15 protein-coding genes are annotated in these 16,509 nt (G+C 70.7%); 11 read left to right on the forward strand and 4 right to left on the reverse strand.

From position 1 onward, the window contains the following. Positions 1-104: 104 nt before the first annotated feature. From gdhA to E3O60_RS11450, 3 genes are all read left to right on the forward strand, one after another. Positions 105-1,454 (forward strand): NADP-specific glutamate dehydrogenase, encoded by a 1,350-nt coding sequence (gene gdhA / locus E3O60_RS11440; protein ID WP_088454850.1) that lies wholly within the window; start codon positions 105-107, stop codon positions 1,452-1,454. Positions 1,455-1,529: 75 nt separating this feature from the next. Continuing rightward, positions 1,530-2,111: a DUF5655 domain-containing protein gene (locus E3O60_RS11445; protein WP_088454849.1), complete on the forward strand. Its 582-nt coding sequence runs from the start codon at positions 1,530-1,532 to the stop codon at positions 2,109-2,111. Positions 2,112-2,167: 56 nt separating this feature from the next. Then, positions 2,168-2,770, forward strand: a complete 603-nt coding sequence (locus tag E3O60_RS11450; RefSeq protein ID WP_103479238.1) for a YdeI family protein — start codon at positions 2,168-2,170, stop codon at positions 2,768-2,770. A gap of 55 nt (positions 2,771-2,825) precedes the next feature. On the opposite strand, the gene E3O60_RS11455 is transcribed toward E3O60_RS11450, so the two are convergent. Both E3O60_RS11455 and E3O60_RS11460 read right to left on the reverse strand, forming a co-directional pair. Continuing rightward, positions 2,826-3,734 carry a serine hydrolase gene (locus E3O60_RS11455; RefSeq protein ID WP_134498124.1) on the reverse strand — a complete coding sequence of 303 codons (909 nt, stop codon included), beginning with the start codon at positions 3,732-3,734 and terminating at the stop codon, positions 2,826-2,828. An 82-nt stretch (positions 3,735-3,816) separates the two neighbouring features. Continuing rightward, the gene (locus E3O60_RS11460; RefSeq protein ID WP_134498126.1) at positions 3,817-5,781 is read right to left on the reverse strand and encodes a M13 family metallopeptidase; all 1,965 of its coding nucleotides are present in this window, start codon (positions 5,779-5,781) and stop codon (positions 3,817-3,819) included. A 140-nt stretch (positions 5,782-5,921) separates the two neighbouring features. On the opposite strand from E3O60_RS11460, the gene E3O60_RS11465 reads away from it, so the two are divergent. From E3O60_RS11465 to E3O60_RS11475, 3 genes are all read left to right on the forward strand, one after another. Beyond that, entirely contained in the window at positions 5,922-6,851 is a 930-nt protein-coding gene (locus E3O60_RS11465; protein ID WP_088454845.1) for an NADP-dependent oxidoreductase, read from the forward strand. A 62-nt stretch (positions 6,852-6,913) separates the two neighbouring features. Then, on the forward strand, positions 6,914-8,350 hold the full coding sequence (locus E3O60_RS11470) for a glycosyltransferase (protein ID WP_134498128.1): 1,437 nt from the start codon (positions 6,914-6,916) through the stop codon (positions 8,348-8,350). Next, positions 8,350-8,634: a hypothetical protein gene (locus E3O60_RS11475; RefSeq protein ID WP_088454843.1), complete on the forward strand. Its 285-nt coding sequence runs from the start codon at positions 8,350-8,352 to the stop codon at positions 8,632-8,634. Before E3O60_RS11470 ends, E3O60_RS11475 begins: the two co-directional genes overlap by 1 nt. A 19-nt stretch (positions 8,635-8,653) precedes the next feature. On the opposite strand, the gene E3O60_RS11480 is transcribed toward E3O60_RS11475, so the two are convergent. Both E3O60_RS11480 and E3O60_RS11485 read right to left on the reverse strand, forming a co-directional pair. Then, a complete protein-coding gene (locus E3O60_RS11480) occupies positions 8,654-10,327 on the reverse strand; it encodes an ABC transporter permease (protein WP_134498130.1) in 1,674 nt (557 codons plus the stop codon). Beyond that, on the reverse strand, positions 10,324-11,316 hold the full coding sequence (locus tag E3O60_RS11485) for an ABC transporter ATP-binding protein (protein ID WP_134479600.1): 993 nt from the start codon (positions 11,314-11,316) through the stop codon (positions 10,324-10,326). The genes E3O60_RS11480 and E3O60_RS11485 overlap by 4 nt, the downstream gene beginning before the upstream one ends. Positions 11,317-11,385: 69 nt before the next feature. Here E3O60_RS11485 and E3O60_RS11490 point away from each other — a divergent pair, with 69 nt between their 5' ends. From E3O60_RS11490 to E3O60_RS11510, 5 genes are all read left to right on the forward strand, one after another. Next, positions 11,386-12,714 carry an MATE family efflux transporter gene (locus E3O60_RS11490; protein WP_255455317.1) on the forward strand — a complete coding sequence of 443 codons (1,329 nt, stop codon included), beginning with the start codon at positions 11,386-11,388 and terminating at the stop codon, positions 12,712-12,714. Positions 12,715-12,802: 88 nt separating this feature from the next. Next, positions 12,803-14,038: an MFS transporter gene (locus E3O60_RS11495; RefSeq protein ID WP_088454839.1), complete on the forward strand. Its 1,236-nt coding sequence runs from the start codon at positions 12,803-12,805 to the stop codon at positions 14,036-14,038. A 9-nt stretch (positions 14,039-14,047) separates the two neighbouring features. Further along, positions 14,048-14,743: an endonuclease NucS gene (gene nucS / locus E3O60_RS11500; protein ID WP_103429862.1), complete on the forward strand. Its 696-nt coding sequence runs from the start codon at positions 14,048-14,050 to the stop codon at positions 14,741-14,743. Positions 14,744-14,749: 6 nt separating this feature from the next. Beyond that, positions 14,750-15,499, forward strand: a complete 750-nt coding sequence (locus E3O60_RS11505) for a nucleoside/nucleotide kinase family protein (protein ID WP_241993250.1) — start codon at positions 14,750-14,752, stop codon at positions 15,497-15,499. A 182-nt stretch (positions 15,500-15,681) separates the two neighbouring features. Next, on the forward strand, positions 15,682-16,350 hold the full coding sequence (locus E3O60_RS11510) for an HAD hydrolase-like protein (protein WP_240632321.1): 669 nt from the start codon (positions 15,682-15,684) through the stop codon (positions 16,348-16,350). Positions 16,351-16,509 lie beyond the last annotated feature (159 nt).

Genomic DNA, 16,509 nt, shown 5'->3' on the forward strand with positions numbered 1-16,509 from the left:
GCACCCCGAATGCCCCTGCCGGGTGGAGCCGGTACGGTGGAAAGGCCGAACCCATCACGCAGCCGCCGAGCTGCCTTCGGCTCCCCCATGCACTAAGGAGATCTATGTCGGTGCTCGACAGGCAGTTGGTTCCAATTTTCGAGGAGGTCCTCGACCGGAACCCGGGCGAAGCCGAATTCCACCAGGCGGTGCGGGAGGTTCTGGAGAGTCTCGGACCGGTGGTGACCAAGCATCCGCAATACGCCGACTCGGCCGTGATCCGACGCCTGTGCGAACCCGAACGCCAGATCATCTTCCGGGTGCCGTGGGTGACGGATTCGGGCAAGATCGAGGTGAATCGCGGGTTCCGGGTGGAGTTCAACTCCGCCCTCGGGCCGTACAAGGGCGGCCTGCGCTTCCACCCGAGCGTCAACCTCGGCATCGTGAAATTCCTGGGCTTCGAGCAGATCTTCAAGAACTCCCTCACCGGGCTGCCCATCGGCGGCGGAAAAGGCGGGTCAGACTTTGATCCGAAGGGCCGCTCAGACGCCGAAGTGATGCGTTTCTGCCAGTCGTTCATGACCGAGCTGTATCGGCACCTGGGCGAGTACACGGATGTCCCGGCCGGTGACATCGGCGTCGGCGGGCGTGAGATCGGCTACATGTTCGGCCAGTACAAGCGCATCACCAACCGCTACGAGTCAGGCACGATGACCGGCAAGGGACTGAGCTGGGGCGGCTCCCAGGTGCGCACCGAAGCGACCGGCTACGGCACCGTGTTCTTCGTCGACGAGATGCTCACAGCCGCCGGCCAGGGCTTCGACGGCAAGCGCGTCGTCGTGTCCGGCTCGGGCAACGTCGCGATCTACGCGATCGAGAAGGTGCACCAGCTCGGCGGCACCGTGATCGCCTGCTCGGACTCCGGCGGTTACGTCGTCGACCCGTCCGGGATCGACCTCGCCCTGCTCAAGGAGGTCAAGGGTGAGCGCCGGGGACGGATCGCCGAGTACGCGACCCTGCGCCCGGGAAGCGTCACGCACGTCGCCGGCGGGTCGATTTGGGATGTTCCGTGCGACATCGCGCTGCCGTGCGCGACCCAGAACGAACTCGACGCCGACGGTGCCGCGGCGCTGATCCGCAACGGCTGCCAGATCGTCGCCGAGGGCGCGAACATGCCGACCACCCCGAACGCCGCCCGGTTGTTGGCGGAGGCCAACGTGTTGTTCGCTCCCGCGAAGGCCGTCAACGCGGGCGGGGTGGCCACCAGCGCGCTGGAGATGCAGCAGAACGCGTCGCGCGACTCGTGGACCTTCGAGCACACCGAGGACCGTCTCGCCGAGATCATGCGCGGCATCCACGATCGGTGCCTGGAAACCGCTGACGAGTACGGGACACCGGGAAGTTACGTGGCCGGGGCGAACATCGCCGGCTTCACCAGGGTCGCCGACGCGATGCTCGCGCTGGGCGTCATCTAGGCGACGAGCCGAAACCCACGGCGCTGCCGGCGCAGAATCGGTGCGCGGGCGGCGCCGCGGGCGTACCCTGCCTGCATGACCGACGAGCAGCCACTGCCCTGGGCCGCGATCCGGCTCTGGGAGATCGGCATGTTGCAGCAGTCCACCGGCAGCGGCCTCGAGCACTGGCTGGCCCGCATCCAGGAGTTGGACCCACCCGACGAACACGCCCTGCGCGAGTGGTTGGGGACCGAGGGGCTCAGCGGCTACCCGCGCGCGCTTCTCGTGCACGAGACGTTCGGCTACCCGGACTCCACGGTGCGGGCCGCCGACGAGTTGATCGACGCCCAGTATGCCGACCGCCCGTTGCTGCGGCCGATTCTGGACGCCGTGCTGCTGTACGCCGGCGACCTCGACGAGGTGGGCATCCAGACGCGCACCACGCACGTCGCGTTGTCCGGACCGCAGCGCACCTTCGCCGTGGTGCAGCCGACCACCCGGCACCGTGTGGACCTGGGTCTGCGCATACCGATGCCTGACGTGGCACCGAGCACCCGGCTGCGGCCGGCCACCGAGCTCGGCGCCGACTTCCCCGCCCGGATCCCGCTCACCTCGGCCAGCCAGGTCGACTCCGAGGTGGCCGCCTGGCTGAAGCACGCCTACGATGCGACGCTCTAGCCGCGTGCGCCCGGCTCGCGGGGTTCAGCGCACCGTTCGCGGGCTATGGTGGGGCCGTGAGTGACGACGCCGAACGGGTGCACCCGGACGACCGGGCCGCGTGGCGGGCCTGGCTGGCGAAGAACCACACGACGAAGACCGGCGTGTGGCTGGTCACCTGGCGGCAAGGCTCCGGGATGCCGGTGCTCGGCTACGAGGAGGCCGTGCTCGAGGCCCTCGCGGTGGGCTGGGTCGACAGCAAGGGCGGCAAGGTCGACGAGCGGCGCACCATGCTCTACTTCGCGCCGCGCCGCCGCGGCAGCGCGTGGTCCAGGCCCAATAAGCAGCGCATCGAACGGCTCCGCGCCGAGGGACTGATGCGGGACGCCGGGGAGGCTGCGGTGCGCTCCGCCGAAGCCGACGGCTCCTGGACCCGGCTCGACGAGGTCGAGGACCTGATCGTGCCGCCCGACCTGGCCGTGGCCCTCGCCGCTCTCGACGGTGCCCGGGCGAACTGGGATGCCTTTCCCCGCTCGCCCCGCCGCGGCATCCTGGAGTGGATCGTCCAGGCCAAGCGGCCGGCCACCCGCGCCGCCCGCATCCGGGAGACGGCCGAGGCGGCCGCGCGCAACGAGCGCGCCCACCAGTGGGTCCCCCCGGCCCAGCGCCGCGAACTGTGAAAAAGGCCCCACACCCGATGATTCCGGGGCTTAACTCACAGTTCGGTGGGGGGGGTCAGTGCACGTATTCGAGCAGGTCCAGGCCGACCGAGCGCATGCCGTCCAGCACCGAGAGGCGGGAGGACAGGTTGTGGTCATCGAAGAAAATCGACACGGCGTAGGCGACGCCGGCGCGCGGTCCGCGCAACACGCCCACCTCGCTGCGCACCCCGTTGTCGGAGCCTGTGGAGTTGACCAGCAGCACGCCGTGCGACGCCGACCGGTGAGCGTGCGGCTCGAAGCCGAACGCGCTGGCCACCATGGACAGGTCGGAGTTCAGCGACAGCCAGCCGAGAACCCGTTCGCTGCCCTCGTCGTCGAGGATCTCCCCGCGCGCCAGGGCCGTGAACAGCCAGGTGAGTTCGCGGGCGCTGCCCACCGACAGGTTGGGGGCGTCGTCGGGGCCACGGGCGTCGCGGACGAGGTCGAGCAGGCCGGTGCCGCTCAGGCCGAGTTCCTCGGTGCGACGGCGCACGGCCTCCAGGCCCACCGCGCGCAGCAGCACGTTGGTGGCCAGGTTGTCGTTGGTGGCTCCCACCAGTGCGGCGAGGTCGGCGACGGGCAGCGACGGCGCCTGCAGGTGCTGCCAGAGTCCGGAGCCGTCGACCGAGTCGCGCACCGTGCGGTCGAGGATCGTGTACGCGCCGAAATTGGCGTCGCGCAGCCGCGAGGCCACCTCGATGAGCAGCAACACCGTGCCGACGCCGGCGGTGGGCATGACGACGTGGTCATCGACGGAGAACAGCACCCGGCCGGTGGCCAGGTCGGTCGCCCGAGCCGACACCTGCGCACCGCCCATGGCGAGCTCGCCGAGCGAGTGGAAGCCACGCTCGAAGCTGGCCGGCACCGAGGATTCCCGGTGTCTGCCGCCGCGTTCGATCGCGTGCCTGGACCGGCGTTCGGATTCCTGTGCTGGCGCGACCACTACTGCGTTGTCCTCTGACTATCGGTACTGCGACATCCCCGCGAACACCCTAACCCACGGGTCGCGGGGCCGGAGGAGACCGCTACCAGATCGTGACGCGCTTCTCGGGAGCGAGCCACGCGGCATCCGTCTCGGTCACGCCGAACGCCGTGTAGTACTCGTCGATGTTGCGCACAATCTGGTTGCACCGGAACTCGTTCGGCGAGTGCGGGTCGATCGCGAGCAGCCGGATGGCCTCCTCGTCGCGCATCTTCATCTGCCACGCCTGCGCCCAGGAGAGGAAGAACCGCTGGGCCCCGGTGAGCCCGTCGATGACGGGCGGCTCGGCGCCCTCGAGCGACAGCAGGTACGCCTCCCAGGCGATGGAAAGGCCGCCGAGGTCGCCGATGTTCTCGCCGATGGTGAGGGCACCGTTCACGTGGTGATCGGGCACCTGGGCCGGGTGGAGCGCGTCGTACTGCTCGATCAGCGACGCCGTGCGCTGCTCGAACGCGGCCTTGTCGGCCTCGGTCCACCAGTCGGTGAGCCGGCCGTCGCCGTCGTACTTGGAGCCCTGGTCGTCGAAGCCGTGGCCGATCTCGTGGCCGATGACCGCGCCGATCGCACCGTAGTTCGCTGCGGCATCCCGGTTCACGTCGAAGAACGGCACCTGCAGGATGGCCGCGGGGAAGACGATCTCGTTGAAGCCCGGGTTGTAATAGGCGTTGATGGTCTGCGGGGTCATGAACCACTCGTCGCGGTCCAGCGGGTTGCCGATCTTGCCCAGCTCACGGTGGAACTCGAACTCGCCGGTGGCGCGCACGTTCTTGATCAGGTCGCCGGGCTCGATGGCCAGGCTGGAGTAGTCACGCCATTTCACCGGGTAACCGATCTTGGGGGTGAACTTGTCCAGCTTCTCCAGGGCGCGAACCCGGGTCTCCTCGGTCATCCAGTCCAGACCCGAGATGCTGGCCCGGTAGGCCTCGACGAGGTAGCCGACGAGCACGTCCATGCTCGTCTTGGCGTCGGGCGAGAAGTGCCGGTCAACGTAGATGCGGCCGACGGCCTCGCCGAGGGCGCCCTCCACGAGAGAGACGCCGCGCTTCCAGCGGGCACGGATCTGCGGGGTGCCGGTGAGGGTGCGGCCGTAGAAGTCGAAGTTCGCCTCGACGAAGTCGTTCGACAGGTACGACGCGCTCGAGCGGATGACCTGCCAGCGCAGCCAGTCCCGCCAGGCATCGAGCCGGTCTTCGGTGAGCATCTCGGCCAGGCCGACCACGAAGCTCGGCTGGCGCACGACGACCTCGGCGAAGGACACGGCCGGGGCGTCCAGACCCTCCAGCCACAGGTCGAGGTCGGCGCCCGCGGCGAGCGCGGACAGCTGGTCCCAGGTCTTGAGGTTGTAGGTCTTCTCGCTGTCGCGGGTGCGCACGTTGTCCCAGTGGTGGCTGGCGAGCTCGGTTTCCAGGGCGAAGATGCGACCGGCGCGCTCCGCGGCGGCGTCGACGCCGGCGAGGGTGAGCATCCGTTCGACGAAGGCAAGGTAGGCCTCGCGCACGCCGGCGAACTTCTCGTCACGGTAGTAGGACTCGTCGGGCAGGCCCAGGCCGGCCTGCTCGACGAAGACCAGGTAGCGCTCGGGGTTGCCCGGGTCGTTGTCGACGAAGAGCTGGAAGGTGCCCGCGACGCCGGACCGCTCGAGGCGGCCGAGGGTGGCGAGGAACACCGGCACGCTGCTGATGCCGTCCACGGTGGCCAGGTCGGCCGCGAGCGGGGTGGCGCCGAGCTGCTCGATGCGTTCCTCGTCCATGAAGCTGGCGTAGAGGTCACCGAACTTGCGCTCCTCGGTGCCCTCGGCGGCGGTCTGCGCCTCGAGGATGATGGCCCGCACGGCCTTCTCGGCCTCCTCGGCGAGCAGGTAGAACGAACCCCAGCGGGCCTTGTCGTTCGGGATCTCGGTGCGGGCGATCCACTTGCCGTTCACGTGGCGGAAGAGGTCGTCCTGCGGGCGCACGCCCGGGTCGAGTTCGTCGGTGTCGATTCCGGATGCCGTCGCCTGATCAGTCATCGCACCAGCCTAAACCTCACCGTGAAATGGTGGGGGATGTAGCGGGCGTGGGACCATGGGCCGTGGTGGGCGATGCGGCGGCATGGGAGCATAAGGACAACGGCGCTCCACACGGGTCGCCCTCGACCCAGGAGATCCCCATGCGCGTCATCACCCTGCCCGAGTTCGGCTCCGCCCTCGAACTGACCGAGATCGACACCCCTCAGCCGTCTGCGGGAGAGGTCCGCGTGCGCGTGCACGCGGCATCCGTCAACGGGTTCGACCTGGCCGTGGCCGCCGGCTACCTCAATGGCCTGATGGAGCACCGGTTCCCGGTGGTGCTGGGCAAGGACTTCGCGGGGATCGTGGATGCCGTCGGCGACGACGTCACCGCATACGCCGTGGGCGACCGGGTCTTCGGCGTCGTCACCAAGGCCCACCTGGGCGACGGTTCGTTCGGCGAGTTCGTGGTTGTCCCCGTCGCGACGGGCCTGGCGAAGCTGCCCGAGCAGGTCGACTTCGCCCGCGGCGCCGCCCTCGGGCTGGCCGGTACGGCGGCGCAGGCCGCCGTGGATGCCGCCGAGCTCAGCGCCGGCAGCACCGTGCTGGTCGTCGGCGCCACCGGCGGTGTCGGCAACCAGGCGCTGCAGCTCGCCGCCGCGGCCGGCGCCACCGTGATCGCCACCGCCCGCACCGCCCTCGGCATCGCCCAGGTGCGCCTGCTCGGCGCCAGCGAGGTTGTTGACCACACCCAGAACCTCAGCGAGGCCGTGCTCGCCGCCCACCCCGACGGTGTCGACGTAGTACTGCACTTCGCCGGTGACGCGGCCACCGTGCTGCCGGCGCTGCGAGCCGGCGGTCGCCTGGTCTCCACCCTGATCGGCTCGCCCGACCAGCTCGGCACCGACACCGTCACCGTGGTCCCGATCCTCGCCGACCCCACCCCCGAGGTGCTGACCCGCCTGGCCGAGAGCCTCGCCGCCGGCCGCACCTCCGTGACCGTTCAGGGCAGCTACGCCCTCGCCGATGTTGCCGAGGCATTCGACGACTTCGAGGCCGGCGCGCGCGGCAAGCTCGTCATCCTGCCGTAAGTCGTCTCGCCGGCGCCCGGACGACCGGGCCGCCGACGGGCCGACCCGATACGATCTGGTATATGCGGGCACGGACACGGACACTGGGACGATCGGTCGGCCTCGTCATCGCGGGTCTGGCCATGAGTGCGGCGGCGCTGCTGTGGCTCGCCGTCGCAGCGGGGAGTCCGACGCCCGATGCAGCCCCCTTCCGGTACCTGATCTTCGGCGTGCTCCCGGTCTTGTACGATCCGAGCCGGCCGGCGCTCTGGGCGATCCTGGGGGCCATCGCCCTCGCTGTGCTCTTCGCCGCCGGCATCGCCCTGCTCGAACGCCGGGCGACGAACAGATCCCGCCGGTCCTCGAATTCGAGCCGTAACCCGCTGGCGCCGAAAATCGTGATGGCCAAAAGTGGCGGCGTTTTCGCGAAACCCGTGACGGTGACCGTGCTGATCCCCGCGCACAACGAGGAGCTCTCGCTGCCGGTGACCCTGGCCTCGCTCTTCGCCCAGTCGCACAGGCCGGAGCGGGTGATCGTCGTCGCCGACAACTGCACGGACGACACCGTCGCCATCGCCCGCGCGCACGGCGTAGAGGTCTTCGAATCCGTGGACAACAGGAAGAAGAAGGCCGGCGCCCTGAACCAGGCCCTCAGCCGGGTGCTCCCCGGACTACTCGACAACGACGTGGTCATGGTCATGGACGCGGACACCGCGCTCGACGACGGGTTCCTCGCCGAGGCCGTCGCCCGTTTCACGAGCGATCGCGCCCTGATGGCGGTCGGGGGCCTCTTCTACGGTGAGCCCGGGTTCGGCCTGATCGGACTGCTCCAGCGAAATGAGTACGTGCGTTACTCCCGGGAACTCGCCCGACGGCGCGGCCGTGTCTTCGTGCTCACCGGCACGGCTTCGATGTTTCGACCCCTCGCGTTGCGTTCCGTCGCCCAGAACCGCGGCGTCACCCTGCCGGGCGTGCACGGCGATGTCTACGACACCCACGCGCTCACCGAGGACAACGAACTCACCATCGCACTGAAATCGCTCGGCGCACTGATCACCTCCCCGGCACAATGCACAGTGGTCACAGAGCTGATGCCGACCCTGCCCGCCCTCTGGCAGCAGCGCCTGCGCTGGCAACGCGGCGCCCTGGAGAACATCGGCGCGTACGGGCTAACCCCGGCCACGCTTCGCTACTGGGCGCAACAGCTCGGCATCGGCTACAGCGTCATCGCCCTGACCTCGTTCCTGACCCTGATTCTGGTCACCCTGCTCGCCGTCAGCACCTGGGTGTGGTTCCCGTTCTGGCTCGGCCTCGGCACGATTTTCGTTGCCGAACGCGTGGTCACCGTGTGGGAGGGCGGCTGGCGGGCCCGGTTGCTCGCGCTCACGGTGCTCCCCGAACTCTGCTTCGACTTGTTCCTGAACGTAGTCTACGTCAAGGGCATCATCGACATCACCCTCGGCCGGCAGGCCAACTGGGAACACGCGAACACCCCGACCCTCACGGTGAGGGCCGTCTGATGCCGGTGCCAGCGCTGCTCCCGTTGCTCTCGCCCACCGGCATCCTATTGCCCGATTCGGCCGTGACCACGCACTTCTTCGCGATCTTTTCAGCATTCGTCGGAATCAACACAGTCATCTATGTTGTGCTCGCTGTGGCGAAGATCCTGCCGAAGATCTACCTCACGGATTGGCTCGGGGGCCGGAACCGTCGGTCTGCGGACCGCAGCATCTACGGCGCGGATCCGGCGCCCGGGCAGTCGGCAGAGCGCGTGCGCGACACCGCTCCTCCGCACCCCCAGTAGCGCGCTGGCCAGCACCGCCTCACAGCGCGAGGTCGCGGCGACGGATGCCCACGGCCGCCACGGCCGCCAGCGGCACGGCCAGCGCCGGCATCCACCAGGCCCCGCTCCAGTCCACCTCCGCGGCCGCCACGATAGGCGTGTGGCTGAACGGTGAGAGGTCGCGCAGCCACTGGGGCAGGTCGAGCAGGTCGCCGAACTGACCCACGACCACCGCGGCGAGCAACAGGCCCCAGCTCAGGCCGATACTCAGGCGCGGCAGCAGCGCCACGAGCACCGCGGCGACGCTGAGCAGCAGCAGCGCCGCCGGTAGCTGGGCGGCACCGGCCGCCAGCACGCTGTCGATGCGGTCGCCGGCGTTCGCGGAGCGGAGGAGCCCGGCCGCCGCACCGGCCACGGCGGCCGCGAGCACCAGCACGATCCCGGCCAGGCCGACGATGAGGTAGTCGAACAGCCAGCGGATGCGGCCGAGGCTCGTGCTGAGCATGGCCTCGGCCACCCCGGCGGCCTCCTCCTGACGCGCCCGGAGCATCGCCTGGATCGCGGCGGCCGTGGCCAGCACCCCGACCAGGCTGAACAGGGTCGCGGTGAACAGGTCGATGATCGCGCCCCGGCCACCGGCCAGGCCCACCAGCACATTCTGGAAGACCGGGTTCCCCTCCATCAGCTCGACCACGGTCTCGCCGAGGCTGCCCGCCAGCAGCCCGAACAGCAGCCCGGTGATGGCCCAGCCGAGAATAGCCGGCCAGTGCAGCCGCCAGGCCAGTCCCAGCGAGCCGTGCAGCAGCCAGCCGGCCGCCGGTCGGCCGGCCCGCTCGGCGAAGACGCTCGAGCCGGTGTCGCGGCGGGACTGCAGCAGTACGGCAACGGCCACGAGCAGGCCGGCGAGGGCGACCGACAGCAGCAGCGGTGCCGGGTTGTTCTCGGTGAACGCACGGGTGCGCTGGCCCCAGCCGATCGGGGACAGCCAGCTCGGCCAGGCGCTCGTCAGGCTCAGGCCGTCGGCGGACGGGGTGCCGCCCGCGTCGCCGGCGGCGCGCAGCACATAGGCCAGACCGACCACCGCGGCCGCCAGTCCGTTCGCACCCCGGGAGGTGCGCATCAGCTGCGCGGCCACCACCCCCACACCGAGAAACGCGACGCCGGTACCGGCCAGAGCGGCGCCCGTGACGAGCGAGCCGAGCGGGTCGAGCCCGGCGATGACCAGGGCCAGCGCCACCGCGGCGCCCGCGGCCAGACTCGCGACGACGCCGAACAGGACCGTGGCCAACAGCGGCACCACCCGGCCGGCCACGGTGGCGCCGATCAGCTCGCTGCGGCCGGCCTCCTCCTCTGCGCGGCTGTGCCGCACCGCGAGGAACGTGCTCATGAACGCCACGGCGGCGGCGAGGTTGGCGAACATGCTGAAGAACAGCAACGCGTCGGTGGTGGGGCCCCTCGGTTCGCCGCGGAGCATCAGGATGCTCGGCGTGCCCACGGCGATCTGCACGAGAGCTTCCCGGTCGGCGAGGGTGCCGAAACTGGCGGGCACGGCGATACCGGCGAGCAACGCGATAGCCGCGAGCGAGAGAAGCCAGATCGGCAGTTGCACGCGGTCCCGTCGCAGCCGCAGCCGCAGCATCGGCCACAGGGTGGGCACCGCTGCTCGCACGTACGTCGGGGCGGCCTGGCGTGCCGGGGCTGCCGAGGCCGTCATCGCCGGTGCCGGTGCTGCGGAGAGTGGGCGCCGGCCGGGTCTGAATCGACGTTCTCCGGCCCGTTCGGGGCCGCCGACGCGTCATCGTAGTGGCGCAGGAACAGGCTCTCCAGGGTGGGCGGCGCCACGGTGAGCGCCTGCACCCGCAGCTCGGCGAGTACCGGTAACATCCCGGGCAGCGCCTGGGCGTCCACTGTGAAGCTCACCCTGTCGTCACCGACCGAGAGGTCACGCGCGCCCGGCAGCCGTGCGGCGAGGCCGGCAAGTTGGGCATCCGTGAGCGCGGCGGCGGCGAAGGCCACCTCGGTGCGGGTGAGGTGGCGCAGCTCGGCCAGGGTGCCGGTCTCGATGATCCGGCCGGAGCGGATGATGCTCACCCGGTCGCAGAGGCGCTCGACCTCGCTGAGGATGTGGCTGGAGAGCAACACCGTGGCGCCGTCGGCGGCCGCGGCGACGATCTCGGCCCTGAAAACGGCATCCATCAGCGGGTCAAGGCCCGAGGTGGGTTCGTCGAGGATGAGCAGGTCGGCGGGCACGGCGAGCGCCGCGACGAGGGCCACCTTCTGCCGGTTGCCCGTCGAGTAGGTGCGGCCCTTCTTGGTCGGGTCGAGCTGGAAGCGCTCCAGTAACTGCCGGCGCCGCGCCTGGTAAGTCGGATCGGCGGTGCGGGCCCCGCGCAGCCGGGCGAGCAGGTCGATGGCCTCGCCGCCGGAGAGGTTGGGCCACAGGCTCACGTCACCGGGGACGTAGGCGATGCGGCGATGCAGCGCGGAGGCATCCACCCAGGGATCACCGCCGAGCACGCTGGCCGAGCCGCCGCCGGCGCGCATCAGGCCGAGCAGGATGCGGATGGTGGTGGATTTGCCCGCGCCGTTCGGGCCGACGAAACCGTGCACCTCCCCCTCGGCCACCGACAGGTCGAGGCCGGCGAGGGCCTGCACCCGGCCGAACCGCTTGGTGAGGTCACGCGTCAGAACAACGGGGCTCATAGCCGTGAGACTACGCCCGAACCTTGGTCGGCGTCCTCCCCCGTCGGTGCGGATAACTAGAGTCGAAGCATCGAACTTCTACGCCCGCAACCCATCGACCGTGAGATCCGCCGGCTGGCCCTGCCTGCCCTCGGCGCCCTCATCGCCGAGCCCCTGTTCCTGCTGTCCGACTCGGCCATGGTCGGCCACCTCGGCGCGGTGCCACTGGCCGGTCTCGGCCTGGCCAGCGCGGTGCTGCAGACCATCATCGGGCTGATGGTGTTCCTCGCGTACAGCACCACCCCCGCCGTGGCCCGCTGGCTCGGTGTCGGCGACCGGCGCCGTGCGGTCTCGGTAGGGGTGGATGGCCTGTGGCTTGCGCTCGGCCTCGGCGCCGTGCTCGCCGTGGCCGGCTGGTTCGCGGCCCCCGCGCTGGTGGCCGCGTTCGGTGCCGACCCCGAGGTGACCCGCGCCGCCGCCGACTATCTGGCCCTGTCGATGCTGGGTGTGCCCGCGATGCTGCTGGTCTTCGCCGCGACCGGACTGCTGCGCGGCCTGCAGGACACCCGCACCCCGCTCTGGGTCGCCGGGCTCGGCTTCCTGACCAACATCCTGCTCAATCTGTGGTTCATCTACGGCCTGGGCCTGGGCCTGATCGGGTCGGCGCTGGGCACGGTGCTCGCCCAGTGGGGCATGGTGGCCGTGTATCTGGTCATCGTCGTGCGGCACGCCCGCCGCGAGCGTGCGCCGCTCCGACCGCACCGTGCGGGGCTGCTCCGCGGGGCCACCAGCGGCGGCTGGTTGTTCCTGCGCACCGCGAGCCTCCGCGCCGCCATGCTGTTGGCGGTGTTTGTGGCCACCAGCCTCGGCTCCCCCGAGCTCGCGGCGTTCCAGATCGCGATGACCGTGTTCGCCACGCTGGCCTTCGCCCTCGACGCCCTCGCCATCGCCGCGCAGGCCCTGGTGGGCCGGGGTCTCGGCGCCGGCGACCTGCAGCAGGTGCGCCAGGTGCTGCGGCGCTGCCTGGAGTGGGGCATCGGCGGCGGCGTGCTGCTCGGTCTGGTCGTGGTGGCCACCAGCGGGGTGCTCGGCGGGGTATTCACCAACGCCGCTGAGGTCACCGCGCTGCTGCCGCCGACCCTCGTGGTGCTCGGCCTGTCCGTGCCGCTGGGCGGCCTGGTCTTTGTACTCGACGGGGTGCTGATCGGTGCCGGCGACGCCCGCTATCTCGCGATCACGGGCCTGGTCAACCTGGCCGCCTTCGTCCCGCTGGCCGGCCTGGTGCTGCTCTTCGCTCCCGCCGGTGCCGCGGGGCTGGCTTGGCTGATGGCCGCGTTCGTCTTCGGTTTCCTCGGCGCCAGAGCGGTGACCCTGTCCGTTCGCGCCCGAGGCACCCGCTGGGTGCGCCTGGGCGCCTGACCGGTCCGCGAACTGTTGAGAAAAGCCCCGGGATCTCTCGATTTCCGGGGCTCAGCTCACAGTTCGCGGGGGCGGTAGCGTGGGTGGAATGACGAAGACTCGCGGACGGCGCGAACTCACCCGCTGGCGGAACGCCATCTTCATGCTGTTTTTTGTGAGCGGGCTCGGGCTGGCGTCGTGGGTGTCCCGGATCCCCACCGTGCGCGACGACCTGGCGCTCCGCACCGACCAGGTGGGCCTGCTGATCTTCGGGCTCTCCGCCGGATCCATTCTCGGACTCGTCGCGGCCGTCTGGCTGCTGTCGGCGTTCGGCGCCCGCCGGGCCCTGGTGATCAGCATCGCCACCTCCTCGGCAGGTCTGGTCCTGGTGGGTGCCGCGGCCACGGTGTGGGGGTCGTCGCCGATCGCGTTCACCGCCCTCGCCCTGGTGGGCTTCGGCATGGGTTCCACCGACGTCATGATGAACGTCGAGGGGGCAGCGGTCGAACGCGAACTCGGCATCACCCTGATGCCGTTGCTGCACGCCTGCTTCAGCCTGGGCACCGTGGCCGGGGCGCTGCTCGGCGCCGGGGCCGCCGCCCTCGCCGTGTCGGTGGTCTGGCACCTCAGCCTCGTCGCCGCCCTCGCGCTGGCCGCCGCCGCGATCGCGGTCCGGTTCGTGCCGCTCCGCCCGGCCCTCGGCGACCCCGCAGACCAGTCCGCCGCGCACACCGTCGTGCGGCCGAACTGGGTCGAACGGATGCGCACCAGCCTCGCGGTGTGGCGCGACCCGAGCATCCTGCTGATCGGGGTGATCGTGCTGGGCATGACCTTCGCCGAGGGATCGGCCAGCGACTGGCTGGCCCTGGCCGTGGTCGACGGGCACGGCCAGAGCGACGCCATCGGGGCGCTGGTCTTCGGGGTGTTCGTCTCGGCGATGACGGTGGGCCGGGTGCTCGGCGGCCCGGTGCTGGACAGGTTCGGCCGGGTTCCGGTGCTGCGGGCCTGCTCGGTTCTCGGCGTGGCCGGCCTGCTGCTGGTGATCCTGGCGCCGGCCATCTGGCTGCTCATCGTCGGCACCGTGCTGTGGGGCCTCGGCGCCTCGCTCGGCTTCCCGGTGGGCATGTCGGCCGCCGCGGATGACACCGCCAACGCGGCCGCCCGGGTGAGCGCCGTAGCCATGATCGGCTATTTCGCCTTTCTGGTCGGGCCACCGGTGTTGGGCCTGATCGGCGAGCAGTGGGGCATCCTGAACGCCCTGTTCGTGATCGTCGTGCTCATGGCCCTCGCCGGGCTGGCCGCCCCGGCGGCCCGCGAGCGCGCGCAGACCGCCGCCGCCGGTTAAGCTCGTTCAGTGCGCCTCGTAATAGCAAGATGTTCAGTTGACTACGCCGGACGGCTCAGCGCGCATTTGCCGCTGGCCACCCGCCTGCTCATGCTCAAGTCCGACGGCAGCCTGCTCGTGCACTCGGACGGCGGCTCGTACAAGCCGCTCAACTGGATGAGCCCGCCGTGCAGCCTGGCCGTCTCGGCGCCCGACGAGCTGCAGGCCGAGGCCGGGATCACCGAGCTGTGGACCGTGACGCACGCCAAGACCGCCGACCAGCTCATCGTGAGCCTCTACGAAGTGGAGCACGACTCCGCCCACGAGCTCGGCATCGACCCGGGCCTGATCAAGGACGGCGTCGAGGCGCACCTGCAGAAGCTCCTCGCCGAGCACATCCACCTGCTCGGCGACGGCCACACCCTCGTGCGCCGCGAGTACATGACGGCGATCGGCCCCGTCGACATCCTGGCCAGGGATGCCCAGGGCGCCTCGGTGGCCGTGGAACTCAAGCGCCGCGGCGACATCGACGGCGTCGAGCAGCTCACCCGCTACCTCGAGCTGATGAACCGCGACCCGCACCTGGCGCCCGTGGTGGGCGTGTTCGCCGCGCAGCAGATCAAGCCGCAGGCGCGCACGCTGGCCGAGGACCGCGGCATCCGCTGCCTGGTGCTCGACTACGACGCCATGCGCGGGCTCGACGACACCGCGTCCAAGCTCTTCTAGGCTCCCGTGCCTGACCGGTCCGCTGCCTTGTCCTCCGAGGCGGCCGGCGACACCGCCCCGCTCGACCTGCTCGCCCGGCGGGTGCTCGGCCTGCTGCCCATCGATGGCCGCATCGTTGTGGGCATCGCCGGCAGCCCCGGCGCGGGCAAGACCACCCTGGCCGAGCGGCTGGCGCGGCGCCTCACCGAGCTTGCCGGGGTGGATGCGGCTGCGGCGGCCGGCCCGGCGACCGGGGCGACTGCCGCCGTTCCCTTTGCCGTGCACCTGCCGATGGACGGCTTCCACCTGGCCAATGCCACCCTCGACAGGCTCGGCCGGCACGACCGCAAGGGCGCCATCGACACCTTCGACGGCTGGGGCTTCGTGGCGCTGCTGCGACGGCTCAGGGCCGAGACCGACCACCCGGTCTACGCCCCGAGCTTCGACCGTGCGGTCGACGAGGGGGTGGCGGGCGCCCTGGTTGTGGAACCGGGCACCCGCATCGTGATCGTCGAGGGCAACTACCTGCTCGTGGACCGGGAACCCTGGAACCTGGTGCCCGGTCTGGCCGCTGAGGTGTGGTTCTGCGAGACCCCGGGCGCCGAGCGTCTGCAGCGCCTGGTGGCGCGGCACCAGCGGCACGGACGCAGCCCCGGGGCCGCCCGGGACTGGGCCGAGAACGTCGACGGAGCCAACGCCGTGCTCATCGAGCGGTCAGCGCCGCGCGCCACGTTGCGGGTCTCCGGCCTCGACGCTTCGGTCATCCCCTCGGCCTGACCGGCCCCGCCGCCGCAACTGTTCCCCGCGCGGGCAGAGTTGGCCGGGTTCTCGGAGAGAGGCACGACCCGGCGGCATCCGTTCGCCGGCAGCAGCGATGCGGCCGACCGCGGGGTCGCGCGCCTACCTTGTATCCACCTCGCATGCAAGGGTTTGCCCCCTCCGGCCCTAGGATATTGCGAGTGAACCCCACTCTGACGCGCACCTGGAGCGCCATCCTCTTCGACCTCGACGGAACCATCACGGATTCCGCCCCGGCAATCACGAACTCGTTGGCGCGCACCTTCGCTCTGCTCGGCCGCCCGGTTCCCTCCGACACCGAGCTGATGAAGTACGTCGGCCCGCCGCTGCTGGCCGCGTTCGGCGAGTACGCCGGCATGACGCCCGACGAGGCCCAGGAAGCCCTGGCCGTGTACCGCGCCGACTACCAGGGCCCCGCGTCGCTGGACACCGCCGTGTACCCGGGCGTCGCCGGCCTGCTCGAGCGCATCCACGAGTCCGGCATCCCGCTCGGCTTGGCCACCAGCAAGCCCGAGCACACCGCGATCGCGATCCTTACGCACTTCGAGCTGGCCCAGTACTTCACCGTCATGGTGGGCGCCACCGAGAACGAGACCCGCAGCAACAAGGCCGACATCGTCGAAGAGGCCCTAGTGCGCTTCGCCGCCGTCGGTGTCGACACCTCCGCCGTCGTCATGGTCGGCGACCGCATCTATGACGCCGAGGGCGCCAACGCGAACGGCGTTCCCACCATCCTCGTCGAGTGGGGCTACGGCTCCCCCGCGGAGGCCGCCCTGGCCACCGCCGTGGTGCACTCCACCGACCAGCTCGGCAAGCTCCTCCTCGGCTGACCCGTCGCCGCCTTCCCGCGGCTCCGAGTTGCCGAATAGTGCCCCTTCACGCGTCGTGATGGGGCACTTTTCGGCAAGTCGTGACAGTGCGGGTTGCTGACTTGCCGCAAATGGTCCCTCTGCGGGCGGCGGAGCGGCGATTCGGTGCAAGTCGCGGCG

The organism is Cryobacterium sp. TMB1-7 (genome assembly GCF_004402435.1).
Classification (GTDB): Bacteria; Actinomycetota; Actinomycetes; order Actinomycetales; family Microbacteriaceae; genus Cryobacterium; species Cryobacterium zongtaii.

Bases quoted from the DNA above. Each gene is read 5' to 3' on its own strand.
- E3O60_RS11465 (WP_088454845.1), top strand. From the start codon at position 5,922: ATGCGCGTCATCACCCTGCCCGAGTTCGGCTCCGCCCTCGAACTGACC.
- E3O60_RS11470 (WP_134498128.1), top strand. From the start codon at position 6,914: ATGCGGGCACGGACACGGACACTGGGACGATCGGTCGGCCTCGTCATC.
- E3O60_RS11445 (WP_088454849.1), top strand. From the start codon at position 1,530: ATGACCGACGAGCAGCCACTGCCCTGGGCCGCGATCCGGCTCTGGGAG.
- E3O60_RS11475 (WP_088454843.1), top strand. From the start codon at position 8,350: ATGCCGGTGCCAGCGCTGCTCCCGTTGCTCTCGCCCACCGGCATCCTA.
- gdhA (WP_088454850.1), top strand. From the start codon at position 105: ATGTCGGTGCTCGACAGGCAGTTGGTTCCAATTTTCGAGGAGGTCCTC.
- E3O60_RS11495 (WP_088454839.1), top strand. From the start codon at position 12,803: ATGACGAAGACTCGCGGACGGCGCGAACTCACCCGCTGGCGGAACGCC.
- E3O60_RS11480 (WP_134498130.1), bottom strand. From the start codon at position 10,327: ATGACGGCCTCGGCAGCCCCGGCACGCCAGGCCGCCCCGACGTACGTG.
- E3O60_RS11460 (WP_134498126.1), bottom strand. From the start codon at position 5,781: ATGACTGATCAGGCGACGGCATCCGGAATCGACACCGACGAACTCGAC.
- E3O60_RS11485 (WP_134479600.1), bottom strand. From the start codon at position 11,316: ATGAGCCCCGTTGTTCTGACGCGTGACCTCACCAAGCGGTTCGGCCGG.